An 18,546-nucleotide genomic window follows, 5' to 3' on the forward strand; every position below is an offset into this window, starting at 1 on the left:
ATCCTGCCTTCGCCCGCTTCCGCGGAGTCCACGGTGGATAATTACGCCAAGTCCAACCGATGGGAAAAGATCGGCGAGATTCCCGAGGACCCTCCGGCCGGAACTCCGCGCTCAGTCGTCTGGGAAGTATCCTCCGGCACACATGCCCACTACAGCGTGGACGACGCGACCGGAATCGCGTACGTCTATGTCACATCTGACACACCGGAACATGCCGATGATCTGGGCGAGCGACTGACGAAAGCCCTGAATGCTCTGGAGTACTCGTCCCTGGTCGAGAAGTTCGATCGATCCGTTGACGAAGACGAACGCGCGGGCAATCTGCTGATTCTCGCACTCGCCGCACCACAGGGCTTCGATCAACCGAGCTTCGACCGGATATCCAAGGCTTTGGCCGCGCCGGAAGCAAGCTTGCGTGAAGCGGCGATCTACGCCAGCGGGTACAACCCATCAAGTCGCTACCTGCCGCTACTAACTCGGATCGCCCAACAAGATCCGGTCGAAGATCTTCGAGCAGACGCCGAGGACATGCTCGCGGCATACGACGAAGCCGGGGTCGACAAATCATGAGCCGCTACACGGACCTACCCAAACCCGTCCGGGCCGGGATCGTCATCGATCCGGACCGGGGTGAGTCGCAGCGGGTCATCGTGCTGCAGTTCAACCCCGAGACCCTTGAGCGCAGCCTCGCCCCGCAGTCCTCCGGCGCCGAGCAAGGCGACCGCACCGAGGCTCTCCGTCTCAAGGGTCCCGCCATCGAGACCTGGAAGTTCACCGCCGAGCTCGACGCCTCCGACCAGCCCGACCTCCCGTCGGAGTTCGGCATCCATCCCCAGCTCGCCACCCTGGAGATGCTCGTCAACCCGACCAGTGGCCAGCTCAAGACCAACCAGGCCCTCGCCCGCCTCGGCACGCTCGAGATCACGCCGGTCGAGACGCCGTTGACGTTGTTCGTCTGGGGGGCCAAGCGGGTCATGCCGGTGCGGCTCACCGAGCTCACCATCACCGAGGAGGCCTTCGACGCCGACCTCAACCCGTACCGCGCGACGGTCGGGATCGGGCTCAGGGTCCTGTCCGTCAACGACCTGCCCGACGGGCACCGCGGGTCGGATCTTTATCTCGCCTATCTGTCACAAAAGGAACAGTTCGCCGGTTCGGCCGCCAAGGGGCGGCTGGAAACGCTCGGCCTTCGGAACCTCTGAGGAGCACACGATGACCAGTCCCATGGACGCGATGGCGGCAGCGGTACCGTCACCCACGGCGTATCCGCGCACCAGCCGGTACTACGGCGTGGACAGCGCGGTGCACGTCACCGCGGACGGTCGTCGGATCCCGTTCCTGCGCCGCAGGTTGCTGCCGCGCGCCGAGTCGTTCGTGACGATCGCGGAGCATGTCGTCAACGACGGTGACCGCGCCGATCTGCTGGCCGACAGGTACTTCGGCGACGCCGAGACGTGGTGGCGGATCGCCGACGCCAATCCGGTGCTCGATCCCCGCGAGCTCACCGCCGATCCGGGGCGCCGCTTGAGGATCACGCTGCCGCAGGGCGTGCCGGGGCCGGTCCATGGCTGACCTCTCCCCCATCCGCCTCACCCTGCTGATGGGCCCCCGCATCCCGGTGCCGGTCCCGCAGCCGGTGACCGACGCGCTGCTGTCCGCGCAGGTGACGGTGACGGCCGGGCAGCGCAGCGGGTTCCAGTTGTCGTTCGACCTGTCCAAGATGGGCCTCGTCAGCAACACCCTGCTGCCCGCGGGATTCTTCGACCCCGAGGTCCGGGTCGTGCTCATGGTGACCCTGCGCGGCACGCCGACCGTGCTCATGGACGGGATCTGCATCCGCCAGGAAGTCGGTGTCAGCAACCAGCCCGGCCAGTCGACGCTGACCGTCACCGGCGAGGACCTGAGTGTCCTGATGGATCTGGAACAGAAGGAAGACAAGCAGTATCCGTCGCTCTCGCCGTCCGCGAAGGCCGCGCTGATCATCGCCCAGTACGCGACCTACGGCATCACCCCCGTCGTCGTACCCGAAATCTTCCCGCAGACGCCGATGCCGACGCAGCGCATCGAGTCGCAGAAGGGCACGGACCTCGAATACCTCACCAAACTCGCCCAGGACAACGGTTACGTCTTCTACATCGATCCCGGTCCTGTGCCAGGGGTGAGCCGCGGCTACTGGGGACCGGAGGTCCGGCTCGGCGTACCGCAGCCCGCGCTGACCGTCAACTCCGACGCGGCGTCCAATGTGGACCAGATGACGTTCAGTTTCGATGGCACGGCCCGCGAAGCGCCTCAGGTCATGGTGCAGATCCCGGCGACGAAGATCTCCGCGCCACTGCCCGTGCCCGAGGTGAGCATCCTGCGGCCGCCGATGGCGTTGAAACCCGCGCCGGCGCTGAAAAAGAAGGTCATCGCCGACAGCGCCAAGAAGGACGCGCCGCAGGCCTTGGCCGAAGCACTGGCCAAAGCCGCCGAATCCGCTGACGCCGTTTCCGGGTCCGGGCAGGTCGACGTCGTCCGCTACGGGCACGTGCTGCGGGCAAGGGAACTCGTCGGTGTGCGCGGCGCGGGCATCACCTACGACGGCCTCTATTACGTCAAGAGCGTCACGCACAACCTCCAGCGCGGCAGCTACACCCAGAACTTCACCCTCGCCAGGGAGGGCCTGATCTCGCTGACCCCGGTGGTCGTCCCGTGAGAGGAACCAGATGAGTCCCGAAGCCAACCGGTACCACGGCAAATACCGAGGAACGGTCGTCACGAACGTCGACCCGATGGGGATCGGCCGTATCCAGGCGCAGGTGCCCGACGTCTTGGGCAGCACGCCGTCGACCTGGGCGATGCCGTGCCTGCCGGTCGCCGGGCCGCAGATGGGCCACTACGTCGTCCCACCGGTGGGCGCCGGTGTCTGGGTGGAGTTCGAGCAGGGCGACAAGGACTATCCGATTTGGACCGGCTGCTGGTACGGCTCCCGCGCCGAGGTGCCACCGCTGGCGTTCACCGGTCCGCCCGCGTCGCCGAACATGGTGCTGCAGACCCAGGGCCAGCATTCCATCGTGCTGTCGGACCAGCCGGGGCTCGGGATCACGATCAAGATCGCCACCGGCGCCATGATCATGATCAACGACAGCGGAATCGTCATCAGCAACGGCCAGGGCGCGTCGATCTCGCTCGTCGGGCCGACCGTGACCATCAACCAGGGCGCACTCGCCGTCACCTGAGGGGAAGCGCGATGTCGGGAAACCTTTTACATGTCAACGCGACCGTGACCTGTCCGCACGGCGGCCAGGCGACGCTGCTGCCGTCGCAGTCACGGGTACTCGCCACGGGGCAGCCGGTCGCCACCCTCGCGGACGTCTACACGGTCACGGGCTGCGCCTTCGCGCCCGGCGGGAAACCGCAGCCCTGCGTGACCATCCAGTGGGTGACCCCGGCCGGGCGGATCAAGGTCAACGGCCAGCCCGCGATCCTGCAGAGCTCGGTCGGGCTCTGCCAGAGCGCGGAACGGATCCCGCAGGGACCGCCGCTGGTGGTCATGGTCCAGCAGCGGGCGGCGGGACAATGACCACGCCACGGATCGACATCGCCTTCCCGTTCCGGACGGACGGCCGGGGTCGCACCGCGGACGCCGGCTACGACGAGCACGTCCGCGAGATGATCGAACAACTCCTGTTCACCAGCCCCGGCGAGCGCGTGATGCGGCCCGACTTCGGGTGCGGCCTGCTGGACCTGGTGTTCGCGCCGAACAGCCCGGAGTTCGCCTCCGCGCTCCAGCTCTCGATCCAGGCCAGCCTGCAGCGCTGGCTCGGCGACGTGATCGACATCGAATCGCTCGAGGTCGTCAGCGAGGACAACCTGCTTCGCGTCCACCTCGGCTACGTCGTCCGCCCGACCGGCACCCGGCGCACCGACACCTTCGAGAGGAGCGCGGACCGATGACGAACGCACCCGTGGAGTGCGGCACCGACCGGCGCCGCGCGAAAGTCCGCGCCGAGCACCGCAACGGCCTCGACGGGGTCGAGGTCTCCGACGACGGCCTGGTTCTCACCGTCACGTTCCTCGGCAAGGCCCCGGAAGAATTGGGGCCGGAGAACATCAGGATCGACGGCGGCCGCCGGGTCAAGGACATCGTCGCCACCGAGGTCCGGGTGGAGGCGCAGGAGGATCCGAACCTCGACGACCGCGTGTACGTGACGGTCGACAAGACCGGTGACCATTCGGCCTACCGGCTTTCGGTCGTGCGTCCCGACGCGCACGGATACCCCGGCACAGAGCCGTTCCACGACTTCGACCCGCGGTACGCGCACGCGGAGTTCAGCTTCCGGCAATCGTGTCCCACCGACCTGGACTGCCGGACCGAGTGTGACGACGACGCCGGGCAGCACCCGTCACCGGTGCTCAACTACACCGCGCGGGACTACGCCGCGATCCGGCGGCTGCTGCTGGACCGGATGGCCCTCACCGTGCCGGACTGGTCCGAGCGGCACGTGCCCGACCTCGGCGTCACCCTGGTCGAACTCCTGGCGTACACCGGGGATCAGCTCGGTTACCACCAGGACGCGGTGGCCACCGAGGCCTATTTGGACACCGCCCGCAGCCGCGTTTCGGTGCGACGGCACGCCCGGCTGGTCGACTACCCGATGCACGACGGCTGCAACGCGCGGACGTTCGTGACACTGGAGGCCGACCACGAAGTCACCATCGCCGAGCACGACTTCCGGTTCGTCGCGGTGGATCTGAGCCACTTGGAACCGTTGCACCGGCCCGAACTCGGGACGGAGATCTCTGACGAAGACCTCGACCGGCTGCCACCGGGCGTGGCCTTCGAAGTCTTCGAACCGGTGGACACCGGTGACCTCACCCTGCGGCCCGAGCACAACGAGATTCGGTTCTGGACCTGGGGTGACGAGGAATGCCACCTGCCGCGGGGCGCGACGGCGGCGACCCTGCGGGACGAGTGGGTCCACCACCACGATCAGGAATCCACAGAGGACGCAGGGGACACAGAGGACACTGCGCGGCATCACCCCCGCAAGCGTGCGCTGAAGCTCGAACCCGGTGACGTCCTGATCGTCGAGGAGGTCCTCGGTTCCCGGACGGGGGCGCCCGCCGACGCCGATCCGAAGCACCGCCAGGCCGTCCGGCTCACTTCGGTCACCGAAGGCGTGGACGACCTCTACGACCAGCCGGTGCTGGAAGTGACCTGGGACGACGAAGACGCGCTCGGGTTCGGCGCCTGCCTGTCCGCCCGCGGTGGGCAGGACTGCTGCCTGATCCCGGACATCAGTGTCGCGAGGGGCAACGTGGTGCTGGTCGACCACGGCCGGAGTCTCACCTTCTGCGACAGCGGCCCGGAAGAGATCACCGTCCCTCCCGCCGAAGTGGTGCCTCCCGGTTGTGACCCGCCGGAGTTCGGGTGCGGGGGCGACGAAACCTCCGATCCGGCGGTCACCCTGCTGCATTCGCTGATCTCGAGCACCGGCGACAGGCGATCCCTTGTGCCCGAAGACATCCGCGCCCTCGACGACCTGCTCGGGCCGGAAGCCGCGGCACGCGCGGGAATCGTGATCACCCGCGAACCCGGGCAAGAGGATCGGGAGATCGTGCTGCCGGACAACACCGACGACCAGCGCGCCGCCTTGCGCACGCTGCTCGACCAAGTCACCTATCCGGCCACACGCCGGCGGTTCCGGCCGGTCCTGCGCTCCGCCCCGGTGACCCAGCACACCGCTTTCCCCGTACCGGCACGGGTCGCGGCCGGTCAGGCGCGGCTCCTCGTCGCCATTCCGGCGCAGGTGAAGGCCTGGCTCGAACAGTTGCTGCGACAGGTACGCGGCGGCCACCGGCTCACCAGGGACCAGATCGGCGAGCTCACCGTGTTGTTCGGCGAAAAGGTGCTGGCCGCGCTGCGCATCACGGATCGGCCTCACAACGCCTTACGGGAACTGCTTTCCCGGCGCACCGAACTGCTCGCGGCCAAGACCCGGCGGCTGGAAGTCCTGCGCGCCCGTGCCCTCGCCGGCGGTGTCCTGGACGCCGGGATCGTGTGGGAACTCGGCTACAGCTGGGGAAGCCGTTTTGTCGACGGCCTCGCGCCGGACAGCCCGGCACTCGCGGGCTCCGCGTGGTCCGCACTGGTCACCGATCCCCGGACGGCGCTGCCAGCGGTCACCCTCGGGCTGCCCGAGGGGGGTCCACTGTGGACTCCGCGGCGTGACCTGCTCGACAGCGGCCCGCGTGACCGGCACTTCGTCGGCGAGGTCGACGACAGTCCGGTCGGTGGCGGACGCCTGGTCCTGCGCTTCGGCGACGGTCGCCGGGGAGCGGCACCGCCACCCGGGTCGACGCTCGCGGCGCGCTACCGCGTCGGCAACGGGACCACGGGCAACGTCGGCGCCGAGGCCATCAACCATGTCGTGTTCTGCCACACCGAGATGTCCGGCTGCGTGAGCCGGGTCCGGAACCCGCTGGTGGCCGTCGGCGGGACCGAGCCCGAATCTCTCGACGAGGTGCGGCAGCTCGCGCCGCTGGGTCTGCGCCGCGAACTGCTGCGCGCGGTCACCGCCGCCGATTACGCCGCCCTCGCCGCCGCGGTGCCGGGAGTCCAGCGCGCCGCGGCCGAACTGCGCTGGACGGGAGCGGGCCGGGAGGTTCATGTCGCGATCGACCCACTGGGCCAAGCAACTCCGAGCGTGGCGCTGATCGAAGCGGTGGCCCACGCACTGGCCCAGGTCCGGCGCATCGGCCACGAGGTGATCGTCGGCTCGGCCGTCCTGGTGCCGCTGGACATCGAGATCTCGGTCTGCGTCGCCGGGGGGTACCAGCGCGGCCACGTGCTCGGCGCGCTGAAAACCGTGCTGGGCAACCGGTCCTCCGGGTTCTTCCACCCCGACGCGCTCAGCTTCGGCGAGCCGATCCGGGTGAGCAGGCTCATCGCCGCCGTGGCCGCGGTTCCCGGTGTGCTCACCGCCAGGGTGACGCGGCTGCGGCGGCAGTTCGGCCAGGACCTCGGCGAGCTGGAAGACGGGCTGCTTCGGTTGGGCCCGTTGGAGATCGCGCAACTCGACAACGATCCGGACAGTCCCGAAAACGGCAGGCTGACCTTGGTCACAGGAGGTGGGAAATGAGTGGCTGCACCTGTTCCGGCTGCAGCGCCGGGATCGCCGTCGAGACGCCGGCGGAGGTGTTCAACCCGCCGGGGCTCGACGTCATCGGGCACCGGGTCGGGTCGCACGGCGAGTTCCTGGCCACCATGCTCGCCAGGCTGTCCGCCCCGGCTTATCCCGCGCTGACCGGGCTCACCGTCCGTACCACCGACGACCCGGCGATCGGGCTGCTGGACGCCGCCGCGGTGCTCGCCGACCTGCTGACCTTCTACACCGACCGAATCGCCGCGGAGGGCTACCTGCGGACGGCCACCGAGGAACAATCCTTGGCCCTGCTGGGCAGGCTTGTCGGCTATCTGCCACGGCCGGGGGTTTCCGCGGGTACCTACCTCGCGTACACAGTGGACGCCGATCCGCGGCAGGGTCACGACCTGGAGGTCAAGATCCCGCGCGGTGCCAGGGCGCAGAGCGTGCCCGGTCCCGGCGAGGAGCCGCAGGCGTTCGAAAGCATGGAAGACCTGAACGCCCGCCGGTCGTGGAACGACTTGAAGGTCCGGCAGCGTCGTCCCTACCAACTGGGGATCGATGATCTCGAAGACCGCCAGTCCATCCAGGTGGCCGGCGTGGCGACCAACCTCAAACCGGGTGACCGGATGTTGTTCGTCTTCGGGTCCGAAGCCGGGAAGCAGAAGCTGGAGATCGTGTCCGCGGTGGACATCGACCGGGACAAGGACCTGACGGTCATCGGGAAACCGTTGCCCGCCTTGCCCGAACTGAAGGCGCTGCGCACCGCGCTGCGGAACCAACTCGACGAGATCGTCGGTGACACGCCGCCGGACATCGTCAAGCGCAGTGTCATCGTCCAGCGTTTCGTCGACGGTGTGCTGAAGCCGCTTCGCCTCAGGGCCGGGGAAAACGAGGACAAGGACACCGGAAAAGAAGAGAAACCGGGCGACCTGACCACCCCGCCGATCTTCGCGAGCATCCTGGGTGAAGTGCTCGAGCGGCTGAGCGAGGCACTGGAAATCGCCGCGCACTACACGCATATCCACGAATGGCTGCTGGAACTCCGCGACCAGTTGGCGGCCTTGTACGAGCAGGCACGATTACTCGAACCGGCACGACCGGATCACCCGGCCGTCAGCTTCGACGAGTCGCTGTTCAGCGCGCTCGCCTTGAACAGCGTCCCTCCCGAAGAGGGGGAACCCGGCCCGGAACCCACCAGTCCGGCGGTACTCGGATTGGGCGCCCTTCTCGGCGCTTTGCGCAAACCGCGAACGCGGCCACCCGGCAGCTCGCGGCAGCTCCGGCGTGACCTCGGCAAGCTTTACGGGCCGGGCTCCGACCTCGGTGCGCGGTTGCTGACCGCGCTCGATCCGCGGCTCGGCGAGAGTTTGTACACCGCGTGGCGGCAGCTCGACCTCACGGCGCCGCTGGCGGTGCAGGAGCTGCTCGCCATGCGCCAGGTCGCCACCCCGTTCGCCGCCACCGCGCCGCTCAAGGCGGTCGCCAACGGTGACCAGACCACCTACGAAGAGTGGGAACTCGAGGTCCCGCAGACACTGGGAATCACGGTTTTCTACGACGCGCCAAAGCCGCCCCCGGATCCCGGCCCGGACCCTGGACCCGACGTGGAAGCCGCGCCCGAGAAGGACACGCCCAGCTCGGCGAACCTGATCTTCACCCTGGACGCGAACGCTTGGCGGGACCAGATCGGCGATTTGACCAAGGGCAGCCCTCTCGACTTCGGCCCGGGACAGGTCACCTACGGGATCGACGAACACGGCGTCGCGAGTTTCGATTTCAGCACCCACCTTCCGGAACACGAGGTCACGGTGTCCAAAGTGGCCGGTGGTGTCGTCAAACTGACGATCACCGGCGGCTGGGGAGCACCCATCACCGCCGAGGTCGGCGCGGGACTCGGCGGTAGCGATTTCAAGGTCGACGCCAAGACCGGGAAGTTCGTCTTCATCACCTGGAGCCGTTCCCCGGTGGCCGAGACGGAAACGCCTTCGGTGGAGGTCCAGTTCTTCTCCACCGACCGCATTCCGGCCAACCTGCTCACCCTCGACGCGGTGTACGAAGGCGTCGGGGTCGGCAGCTGGGTGGTCGTCGAACGGCCGAGGAAGGAGACCGACCTGCCCGGTGACAAGCAGCTGAACCTGGTGACCGCCAGGGTGACCAACGTGCGGACCATCGCGAAACAGGCCTTCGGGATCAGCGGCAAGGTCACCGAGCTCACCCTCGACCGTGATTGGCTCGATGACCGGGACACGAGGCTTTCCCAGCTGCGCGACACCACGATCTACCTGCGCGGCGAGCCGCTGAAACTGGCCGACGAACCCATTCTCGACGAGGTCGCCGGAACCGGGATCGAGCTCGCGGAACTCTACGACGGGCTCGATCCGGGCCGCTGGGTGCTCGTCACCGGCGACCGGACCGACATTCCCGGCCAGCCCGCCGGGGTCCGCGGCACCGAACTCGCGATGATCGCCGGGATCAAACAGGACGTCGACGAGTTCCGGCCAGGCGACACCGTGCACACCGAGATCACCTTGGCCTCCGAGCTCTCCTACCGATACCGGCGCGAGACCGTGCACGTGTTCGCCAACGTCGTGCGCGCCACGCACGGCGCCGGGCGCGACGAGCCCATCGGCAGCGGGGACGCGAGCCGACCGGGCCAGTCGTTCCTGCTCCGCCAAGGGCCGTTGACCTGGCTGGCGTCCGACGATCCGCTGGGTGCGGCGAGCACGCTGGAGGTGCGCGTCGACGGCGTCCGGTGGCATGAGGTGGACAGTTTCGCCGGCCGCGGGCCCGCGGAAGAGGTCTATGTCACCGAAACCGCCGAAAACGAGTCGATCAGGGTGGTCTTCGGCGACGGCGTGCGGGGCGCGCGACTGCCGACCGGGGTGGAGAACGTCCGCGCCCGGTACCGCGTCGGACTCGGCAAGGCGGGCAACGTCGCGTCGGGCCGGATCACACAGCTGACCACCCGTCCCCTCGGTGTGTCCGGTGTGGACAATCCACTGCCCGCCACCGGCGGCGCCGACCGTGATGACGCGAGTCTGTTGCGCCGCAACATCCCGCTGCGCGTCACCGCGTTCGACAGGCTCGTTTCCGTGCCGGACTACGAGGACTTCGCCAAGGCGCGGGCCGGGATCGGCCGGGCGAGCGCTCGGCGATTGTTCAACGGCACCAGGCAGATCGTGCACCTGACGGTCGCGGGCGCCGACGACATCGTGCTCGAGGACGACTCCGACATCGTCACCACACTGCGCGCGTCACTGGCCGCGCACGGCGACAACGCGGGCCCGGCGGAGGTCGTGGTACGGGAGGCCGTGCTGCTGGTGCTCTCCGCGAACATCCGGGTCCATCCGGATCATTCGTGGGAGATCGTGGAACCGGCCGTGCGGGCGGCTTTGCTGAAGCGGTTCGGTTTCCGGAGCCGCGAGCTCGGGCAACCGGCCTACTTGTCCGAGGTGCTGGCCGCCGCGCAAGCGGTGCCCGGGGTCGACCATGTCGACGTCGACGTGTTCGCCGGTGTCCCCGGCAACATCACGCCGGTCGGGCTGGACCGGCTGGCCGAGTCGCTGACCGAACCACAGACGGTGGTGCCGGCGCGCTCGGCGGAGTTCGACGAGACCGTCTACCAGGTCGCGCCGGCGGCGGGCGAAGACACCGAAACGTTGACAGCCATCGCGGCGAAGCACGGCATCACGGTCGCCGAACTGCTCCGCCTCAACCCCGACATCACCGAGGTGACCCCGCTGCGCCGGGGCCGCGAGGTGCTCGTGTTCCGCGGTGTACGGCCGGCCCAGCTCGCGCTGCTGTCCCCGGCGGTGCCGGACACCTTGATCCTCAAGGAGGTTCTGTCGTGAGCCGACAACCCGACCGGCTTTTCGAGCTGCTGCCGCAGTTCCACCGGCGGCGTGACGCCGAGACCGGTGAACCGCTGCGCGCGTTGCTCGGGGTCATCGCCGAACAGGTGGACCTGGTCGAGTCCGATATCGAGCAGCTCTACGACGACTGGTTCATCGAGACCTGCGCGCCGTGGGCGGTGCCGTACCTCGGCGATCTCGTCGGCTACCGCACCTTGCGCGGTTACGAGGAAGCCGTGGCCAAGAGCGGTTCGCTGGCCGAACGGCTGGCGCCCCGCGCCGACGTCGCCGCCACGGTCACCAACCGGCGGCGCAAGGGAACGTTGCCACTGCTGGAGAACATCGCGCACACGGTGGCCGACTGGCCGGCGCGGGCGGTGGAGTTCCAGCCGCTGCTGACGGCGTATCAACCCGTCCGGCTGTATCCGGGCGACGACGACGACGTCTCCCGCCGGCTCGCCTCGACGAAGGCACGGCTCATCGACGTACGCCGTGGCTCGGAACTGGACCTGCTCGGCACGCCGTTCGACGACTTCGCCCACGCCGCGGGCGCGCCGCGGATCAGCTCAGCCCGCGGCAGAGGCCGCTATTCACCGCCTGCCGTGGGCCTGTTCGTCTGGCGCCTCAAGCCGTACTCGATCACCAGGGCACCGGCCTACTGCATCGACCGCGCGCGCAACCTGTTCACCTTTTCCATCCTGGGCAACGATTCCCCGCTCGTCACGAAGCCGGTCCCCGAACCGTCCGCGACGCATATCGCGACCGCGGACAACGTGCCCGGTCTCATCCGCCGCCGGGCGCTGGAGGACCGGTTGACCGACTATTACGGCCCTGGCAAGAGTTTCCAGATCTGGCGGGACCGGGAGGACCACCCGGTCCCGCCAGGCGACATTGTGGTGGCGGACCTGTCCGACTGGACGTATCGGCCGCAGCGCAAGCAGGTCGCCGTCGACCCGGTGCTCGGGCGGATCGCCTTCGGTTCCCGTTCGGCGCCCAAACGCGGGGTGTGGGTGAGCTACCACTACGCGTTCAGCGACGACCTCGGCGGCGGCGAGTACCCGCGCGAACGACCGGAGCCCGCCGACGAATCGGTTTACCGCGTGGGACCGGGCGAGCGCGACCACAAGATCATGGACGCCTACCAGCGCTGGCGGGACGAGAAAGCGTCCGACGAAACGAAGACGAACGCGGTCATCGAAATCACCGACAGCGGTGCCTACCAGGAACAGACCGAGTTCATCCTCGACCACGGCGACCGGCTGGAGGTCCGCGCCGCGGAGGGTGTCCGCCCGGTCATCCGGCTGCTCGACTGGTACAGCAACCGGCCGGACGCGCTGATCGTCGAGGCCAATCCGCCTTGTGACGACGACGAAACCGACGAATGCCACCGGCCGAAGCCGCCGCGGCTGGTGCTCGACGGCCTGCTGATCACCGGCCGGGGTGTCCACGTCAGCGGGCCCATGGGTGAGCTCGTCATCCGGCACTGCACGCTCGTTCCCGGGTGGACACTCGAACCGGACTGCCGCCCGGCCCAGCCGGAGGAACCCAGCCTGATCCTGGAGAACACCACCGCCTGTGTGCAGATCGAGCGCAGCATCCTGGGCACGATCCTGGTGATCACCGGCGAGGTGGACGCCGATCCGCTGCGGATCCATCTCGCCGACAGCGTTCTCGACGCCACCGGCCGCGACCGGGAGGCCCTTTCAGCGCCCGACTGTCGGCACGCGCACGCTGTGGTCTCGATCCAGCGCAGCACGGTGTTCGGTGAGGTGCACACGCACGCGATCAGCCTCGGCGAGAACACGATCTTCGACGGCCGGGTACATGTCGCCAGGCGTGGCATCGGATGTCTCCGGTTCTGTTACGTACCACCGGAATCGCGGACGCCGCCGCGGTACCGGTGCCAGCCCGACCTCGTCGGCGCGTCACCGATCGAGCGGCGGCGGGTGCGCCCCCGCTTCACGAGTGTCCACTATGGAACTCCCGCGTACGCCAAGCTTTCCGCTCGCTGTGCGCCGGAAATCACCCGCGGCGCCGAAGACGGCTCCGAGCTCGGGGTGTTCCACGATCTGTTCCAGCCGCAGCGGGAGGACAACCTGCTGGCCCGGCTGGAGGAGTTTCTGCCCGCCGGCATGGACGCCGGAATCATCGACGTCACGTAAGGGAGTTGAGGACGAATGCAAGCCGACCTTTCGCGGCTGATGTTCCGGCCGGACAAGCGGTATTCGGCGGTGGTCGCCCAACAGGGGCGGGTCCAGCTGGACGCCGACAGCAACGAGCAGGTGCTGATCGGACTCCACCAGGCCCGCACCTTGGCGGCCGACCTGATCGGCGCGCACGGCGGCCCGGCCGGCGCGCTCGGATTCGGAGTCACCTTCACCCCCAAGGGAAAGGTGCCCGCGGACCTGACCATCACCGAAGGCCGCTACTACGTCGACGGCATCCTGGTCGACGGGACCAAACCGGTGGCGAGCGATCCGGTGAACGACGAGACCGGTTCCGACGCGGTGCCTGCGGAGGAGGGCTGGACCTACTGGAATCAGCCGGACGCCTACCGCGACCCGGAACGCGCCGACGACGCCGACCAGCTGCCGGACGCGCCTTTCCTGGCCTACCTCAAGGTGACCGAGCGGCTGGTGACCTTCGTGCAGGACCCGTCGATCCGCGAGACCGCGCTGGGCGCCGCGTTGCCCGACACCACCGCGCGGACCAAGGTGACCTGGCAGGTGCTGCCGCTCGCCGGGCTGGAGGTCGGCGAGCGGCCGACCACGGACTCCGTGCGGACGGCGTTCGGCGAGTGGGTGGACGCGGCCGCGTCGGATTCCCGGCTGGCGGTGCGGACCGAGCGGCCCGCGAAGGTGGAGGACGATCCGTGCGTCACCGCACCGGATTCCCGTTACCGGGGCCCGGAAAACCAGCTGTACCGGGTCGAGGTGCACCGCGGCGGGCAGCTCGGTGACAACCCGGCTTTCAAGTGGTCACGGGAAAACGCGTCGGTGGTGTTCGGGATCGTCACGGTCGCCGAAACGTTCGTGACACTGACCGACCAGGGCCGGGACGGCAAGCTCGACCTGGACATCGGTGACTGGGTCGAGGTCCTCGACGACGCCGTCGTCGCGCGGGGGATCCCGGCGCCGCTCCTGCAGGTCGTGGACATCGACACCGAACGACTGCGGGTGGAGCTCTCCGGCGAACCCGAGGTCGGCACCCGGCATCCGTTCCTGCGGCGCTGGGACCACCGGGCGCCGAGCGGACGCGGTGCGGCGAAGCTGATCGAAGGCGCGCTGCCGATCACCGAGCGGGGCTGGGTGGACCTCGAGGACGGGCTCCAGGTGTGGTTCGCCGGCGACGGCGTCTACCGCGCGGGCGACTACTGGGTGGTCGCGGCTCGCACGCTGAGCGGTGATGTCGAATGGCCGCGGGACGACCGTGGCCGTCCACTCCTCAAGCCACCGCTGGGCGAGCACCACCACTACGCGCCGCTGGCGTGGGTGCGCGCCGGCGGCGCCGTCGACGACCTCCGCCTCCGGTTCGCCCCCCTCGCCACCCCGCCGACGTGACACACGGCTACGGGAACGGGAGTTTCCCGTTCCCGTAGCCGTGCTTCCCATCGGGGCAGGCGTGTTTCCCGTTGGGGTCAGGCCAGTTGTGAGGCGACTTCGGCGGCGATGAACTCGATGTGGTCCAGGTCCGCGAGGTCGAGCACCTGCAGGTAGAGCCGGGTGACGCCGGTCTTCTCACGCCACTGGCCGATGGTGTCGACGACCTCCGCCGGGGTTCCGGCGAGACCGCTGGCCTTCAAACCTTCGACGTCACGGCCGATGGCGGTGGCGCGCTTGGTGACCTCGCCGTCGTCACGGCCGACGGCGACCACGAGCGCGACCGAGCGGACGATCTCCGCCGGGTCGCGGCCGATCTTGCGCGCGGCGGCGTCGACCAGCGCGAACTGCGCGTTGGCGATCTCGGGGCTCGCGAACGGCAGGTTGAACTCGTTCGCGTAGCGAGCGGCGAGCTCCGGGGTGCGCTTCTTGCCGTGGCCACCGATGATCACCGGCGGACGCGGACGCTGAACGGGCTTCGGCAGCGCCGGGGAGTCGACGAGCTTGAAGTGCTCGCCGTCGTACGAGAACGTCTCACCCTCAGGGGTTTCCCACAGTCCGGTGATGATCTCGAGCTGTTCGGAGTAGCGGTCGAAGCGCTCCTTGACCGGAGGCAGCTCCAGCCCGAGCGCGGTGTGCTCGGCGTCGTACCAGCCGGCGCCGATGCCCAGCTCCACCCGGCCGCCGGACATCTGGTCCACGCCGGCCACCGAGATCGCCAGCACCGACGGGTGCCGGAAGGTCGCGGCGCTGACCAGGGTGCCCAGGCGGATGCGCTTGGTCTCGCGGGCGAGACCCGCGAGAGTGATCCAGGCGTCGGTCGGCCCCGGCTGGCCGGAGACGTCGCCCATCTTCAGGTAGTGGTCGCTGCGGAAGAACGCGTCGTAACCGGCGTCTTCCGTGGTTTTCGCGACACGCAGCAGGTCGTCGTAAGTGGCCCCTTGCTGGGGCTCGGTAAAGATCCTCAAATCCACGACACTCAACGTACCCCGACGGGGATCTTCGTCTCACGCAGTGGCGGACTGCTCCGGAACGGAACTGCGGACCCGGTTCAGCAGCTGGATGATCACGGCTTCGACCTGCGCGCCGACCTTCTTCGGCTCGGCGGATCCGGCGATTTCGGTGGCCGCGCTGGACAGGGCGCCGAACAGCAGCCGCGCGGTGATCTCCACCGGCACGCTCTCGATCTCACCGGCTTCGATGAGCCCTTCGAGGCTCGACCGGATCAGCCCGAAGCTGCACCTGTCCTCCGCCTCGCGCCAGCGTTCCCAGCCCATCACCACCGGCGCCTCGTGAATTGCGATGCGCTGATAAGACGGATCAAGGCAGCTTTTGATGAATTCACGAAGCGCGCTCAACGCCCGATCCCAAGGGGACTCGGGACCGTTCATTATCTTTTCCAGGCGGTCGAACACGAGGCTTTCCACGGCGTCGAAAGCCGCTTCGAAGAGCGCTTGTTTGCCACTGAAGTGGTGATACAGCGCACCTTTTGTCACCCTGGCCCGTTTGGCGATCTCGTCCAGCGAAGTGCCCGCGTAACCACGCTTCGTGAACAGTTCGACCGCACTGTCCACCAGCGCCGAACGCGTGGATTCCGAATAGTCGAGCCGCCTGGACCTCATTGTCGCCACGCTCACAACCTTACCCCCGTTTTCGGTCACCATACTCGTGGTATGTTCGCGTCGTCAGGTCCGTACCGGGAGTATGCCGCAAACCCGCAGTATGACCCGGACCACGGTAAGGGGAGCACAGGAGCAGCGCCGCCCCGCAGATCGCGGCCACAACGAACCCGCTTGAGCCGAAGGCACGCTATCTCGGCGGCAGGGCGCCGATCCGCAAACCAGGAGCCGTCCCGCCCAAGGAGCGCCCTGGCGACGCGATCGCGTCGCGGGTTCATAGGGCGGACAAGAAGGGGAGACCTAGCTATGAGCTGGAAAGACTTCTACCGGCGCCGCGATGTCATCGACGCCGTCCTGCGCCAAGCCCACCGCGATCCCGAAGGTGAACTGCCCTTCGCCGAGATCGCCGGTGCCGAAGAGCTCTTCGGCACCAAACAGAACCTCCTGCTCGCGCTGCACCACAAGTGGACGCGGCTGCTGAGCGGCCACCTGCGCGCCGAGTCCGCCTGCCCGGACGACGCGAACGCGCTGGACCTGCCCGATCAAGAAGGCGACCAGATCGACGCCGTTTCGCGCGCCTGGAACAAGGCGACCCGCGAACACGCGACGCTGCGCGCGGTCCTCGACGCCCATATCGACGACTCCGCCGCGCTGCTGGCGATGCACCGTGCCGAGCAGCGGATGCTCGCCGTCACCGCCGGGCTCGCCGAACCGCGTGAACCGATCGCCGAAATCACCAAGATCGGGGTCGCTTTCGACGCCCTGCTCCGCAGCGGCCCGGCACGGCCCGCGCGCCGGCGTAGCCCGGTCGGTCACCTGCTGAGGATGCTCGCACCCAGCGCGTGACAACGGGACAGGCGTGGGATTAGCTAAGCGTATGAGTACCTGGACCGCCGACGACACCCCGGACCAGACCGGGCGGACGGCTTTGATCACCGGCGCGAACTCCGGACTCGGCCTGCGCACCGCCCAGGTGCTCGCCGGCAAGGGCGCCCGCGTGCTGCTGGCCTGCCGCTCGGCGGAACGCGGCGCGCAGGCGTTGCGCTCGGTCGCCGAGGCGGCCACGGGTGCCGCACCCGAGTTGGTCCGGCTCGACCTGGCCGACCTCGCGTCGGTGCGCGAAGCGGCCGCGGCCGCCCGGGCACTCACCGGTGACTCGCTCGACCTCCTGGTCAACAACGCCGGGGTGATGGCGGTGGCCAAAGGGCGCACCAAGGACGGCTTCGAGCTGCAGTTCGGCACCAACTACCTCGGGCACGCCGCGTTGACCTGGCTGGTCATGCCCGCGCTGCGAGGCGGTGCGAAGTCGCGGGTCGTCACGCTGTCCAGCCTCGCGGCCGTCCCCGGCAGAATCGACTTCGCGGACCCGAACGCCGAGCACAAGCGCTACCACGCCGCGACGGCGTACAGCCAGGCCAAACACGCGAACCAGGTCTTCGCGCTCGAACTGGACAGGCGGCTCAAGGCGGCGGGCGAGGACATCCTCAGCGTCGCCGCCCATCCCGGCTACACCTCCACCGGACTCGGCTCGAACATGGCCAAGTCGTACTCGAACCCGCTGGCCCGCGGGATCATCGGCGGCGCCCACAGCCTGGGCGAGCTGGTGTTCGCCCAGGGCACCCGGATGGGCGCGCTTCCCCAGCTCTACGCCGCGACAGCGCCAGGCGTCGAAGGCGGCGACTACTTCGCCCCTCGCGGCCTCGGCTGGTTGCGTGGCTATCCCACAAAGGTCTCCACGGTGCCCGCCGCCCGCAGTGAGGCGATCGGCGAGGCGCTCTGGGAGCTGACGGCGAAGCTGACCGGCGTCACCCCCGACCCTGTGTGACCCCGGCTACAGCGCACGCGGGCGTAGGGTTTACCCCGTGAGTGCTGCACCGGATGGGCGGAAGTTGTTGCGGTTAGAGGTTCGCAACGCGGAGACGCCGATTGAGAAGAAGCCGCCGTGGATCAAGACGAGGGCCAAGATGGGGCCGGAGTTCACCGAACTCAAGTCGCTGGTCCGCCGTGAAGGTCTGCACACGGTGTGTGAGGAGGCTGGTTGTCCCAACATCTACGAGTGCTGGGAGGACCGTGAGGCCACCTTCCTCATCGGGGGGAGCCAGTGCACTCGAAGGTGTGATTTCTGCCAGATCGACACGGGTAAGCCGGACGCTCTGGACCGGGCGGAGCCGCGGAAGGTGGCGGAGTCGGTTCAGGCGATGGGCCTGCGCTACTCGACGGTGACCGGTGTCGCGCGTGATGACCTGGATGACGGTGGCGCGTGGCTGTACGCGGAGACTGTCCGTCAGATCCATGCGTTGAACCCGGGTACCGGCGTCGAGTTGCTGATCCCGGACTTCAACGCGGA

Annotated in this window: 16 protein-coding genes; 14 read left to right on the forward strand and 2 right to left on the reverse strand. The window is 68.5% G+C overall.

Translation table 11 applies throughout. The features are described from left to right. The first annotated feature begins 33 nt into the window (after positions 1 to 33). Genes VGP60_RS09730 through VGP60_RS09780 form a run of 11 tightly spaced genes read left to right on the forward strand, consistent with a single transcriptional unit; the run spans position 34 to position 14,541 of the window. The gene (locus VGP60_RS09730) at positions 34 to 570 is read left to right on the forward strand and encodes a HEAT repeat domain-containing protein (protein ID WP_327547583.1); all 537 of its coding nucleotides are present in this window, start codon (positions 34 to 36) and stop codon (positions 568 to 570) included. Beyond that, positions 567 to 1,202 (forward strand): hypothetical protein, encoded by a 636-nt coding sequence (locus VGP60_RS09735; protein WP_327547584.1) that lies wholly within the window; start codon positions 567 to 569, stop codon positions 1,200 to 1,202. Before VGP60_RS09730 ends, VGP60_RS09735 begins: the two co-directional genes overlap by 4 nt. 10 nt (positions 1,203 to 1,212) lie before the next feature. Continuing rightward, entirely contained in the window at positions 1,213 to 1,572 is a 360-nt protein-coding gene (locus VGP60_RS09740) for a LysM domain-containing protein (protein ID WP_327547585.1), read from the forward strand. Continuing rightward, positions 1,565 to 2,695 (forward strand): hypothetical protein, encoded by a 1,131-nt coding sequence (locus tag VGP60_RS09745; RefSeq protein WP_327547586.1) that lies wholly within the window; start codon positions 1,565 to 1,567, stop codon positions 2,693 to 2,695. Before VGP60_RS09740 ends, VGP60_RS09745 begins: the two co-directional genes overlap by 8 nt. A gap of 10 nt (positions 2,696 to 2,705) precedes the next feature. After that, the gene (locus tag VGP60_RS09750) at positions 2,706 to 3,218 is read left to right on the forward strand and encodes a phage baseplate assembly protein V (RefSeq protein WP_327547587.1); all 513 of its coding nucleotides are present in this window, start codon (positions 2,706 to 2,708) and stop codon (positions 3,216 to 3,218) included. An 11-nt stretch (positions 3,219 to 3,229) separates the two neighbouring features. Then, the gene (locus VGP60_RS09755; RefSeq protein ID WP_327547588.1) at positions 3,230 to 3,562 is read left to right on the forward strand and encodes a hypothetical protein; all 333 of its coding nucleotides are present in this window, start codon (positions 3,230 to 3,232) and stop codon (positions 3,560 to 3,562) included. Beyond that, entirely contained in the window at positions 3,559 to 3,936 is a 378-nt protein-coding gene (locus tag VGP60_RS09760; RefSeq protein ID WP_327547589.1) for a GPW/gp25 family protein, read from the forward strand. Before VGP60_RS09755 ends, VGP60_RS09760 begins: the two co-directional genes overlap by 4 nt. Further along, positions 3,933 to 7,124, forward strand: a complete 3,192-nt coding sequence (locus tag VGP60_RS09765; RefSeq protein ID WP_327547590.1) for a putative baseplate assembly protein — start codon at positions 3,933 to 3,935, stop codon at positions 7,122 to 7,124. The genes VGP60_RS09760 and VGP60_RS09765 overlap by 4 nt, the downstream gene beginning before the upstream one ends. Next, entirely contained in the window at positions 7,121 to 10,981 is a 3,861-nt protein-coding gene (locus tag VGP60_RS09770; RefSeq protein ID WP_327547591.1) for a putative baseplate assembly protein, read from the forward strand. Before VGP60_RS09765 ends, VGP60_RS09770 begins: the two co-directional genes overlap by 4 nt. Further along, on the forward strand, positions 10,978 to 13,143 hold the full coding sequence (locus VGP60_RS09775; RefSeq protein WP_327547592.1) for a hypothetical protein: 2,166 nt from the start codon (positions 10,978 to 10,980) through the stop codon (positions 13,141 to 13,143). Before VGP60_RS09770 ends, VGP60_RS09775 begins: the two co-directional genes overlap by 4 nt. 15 nt (positions 13,144 to 13,158) lie before the next feature. After that, on the forward strand, positions 13,159 to 14,541 hold the full coding sequence (locus VGP60_RS09780; RefSeq protein ID WP_327547593.1) for a DUF6519 domain-containing protein: 1,383 nt from the start codon (positions 13,159 to 13,161) through the stop codon (positions 14,539 to 14,541). A gap of 77 nt (positions 14,542 to 14,618) precedes the next feature. Here VGP60_RS09780 and VGP60_RS09785 read toward each other — a convergent pair whose 3' ends face one another. Beyond that, positions 14,619 to 15,554 (reverse strand): LLM class F420-dependent oxidoreductase, encoded by a 936-nt coding sequence (locus tag VGP60_RS09785; protein WP_327547594.1) that lies wholly within the window; start codon positions 15,552 to 15,554, stop codon positions 14,619 to 14,621. 33 nt (positions 15,555 to 15,587) lie between these two features. Next, entirely contained in the window at positions 15,588 to 16,202 is a 615-nt protein-coding gene (locus VGP60_RS09790; RefSeq protein ID WP_327547601.1) for a TetR/AcrR family transcriptional regulator, read from the reverse strand. 303 nt (positions 16,203 to 16,505) lie between these two features. On the opposite strand from VGP60_RS09790, the gene VGP60_RS09795 reads away from it, so the two are divergent. The 3 genes from VGP60_RS09795 to VGP60_RS09805 form a co-directional block, all read left to right on the forward strand. After that, the gene (locus VGP60_RS09795; protein WP_327547595.1) at positions 16,506 to 17,045 is read left to right on the forward strand and encodes a hypothetical protein; all 540 of its coding nucleotides are present in this window, start codon (positions 16,506 to 16,508) and stop codon (positions 17,043 to 17,045) included. Positions 17,046 to 17,076: 31 nt separating this feature from the next. Then, positions 17,077 to 18,024: an oxidoreductase gene (locus VGP60_RS09800; RefSeq protein WP_327547596.1), complete on the forward strand. Its 948-nt coding sequence runs from the start codon at positions 17,077 to 17,079 to the stop codon at positions 18,022 to 18,024. Between the two features lie 37 nt (positions 18,025 to 18,061). Continuing rightward, a partial coding sequence (locus VGP60_RS09805) for a lipoyl synthase (protein ID WP_327547597.1) occupies positions 18,062 to 18,546 on the forward strand: 485 nt, incomplete at its 3' end.

This window comes from Amycolatopsis sp., assembly GCF_036008905.1.
GTDB lineage: Bacteria > Actinomycetota > Actinomycetes > Mycobacteriales > Pseudonocardiaceae > Amycolatopsis.